Origin of the sequence: Pseudoalteromonas sp. SG44-17 (assembly GCF_014164235.1) — a bacterium.
Lineage (GTDB): Bacteria > Pseudomonadota > Gammaproteobacteria > Enterobacterales > Alteromonadaceae > Pseudoalteromonas > Pseudoalteromonas rhizosphaerae.
In genome coordinates, this window is the sequence record NZ_JACJEV010000117.1 from 1 (window position 1) to 246 (window position 246).

At 50.0% G+C, this 246-nt stretch carries 1 rRNA gene; it reads right to left on the bottom strand.

Annotated features, from left to right (window positions below):
- A 23S ribosomal RNA gene (locus H5182_RS22135) occupies positions 1-246 on the bottom strand; the annotation flags it as partial.

Sequence of the window (246 nt, forward strand, 5' to 3'; positions counted from 1 at the left end):
CCGCCCCAGTCAAACTACCCACCAGGCACTGTCCGTAACCCCGATTCAGGGGCCAACGTTAGAACATCAAAACTACAAGGGTGGTATTTCAAGGACGACTCCACAAAAACTAGCGTCTCTGCTTCAAAGTCTCCCACCTATCCTACACATGTAGGTTCAATGTTCAGTGCCAAGCTGTAGTAAAGGTTCACGGGGTCTTTCCGTCTAGCCGCGGGTACACAGCATCTTCACTGCGATTTCAATTTC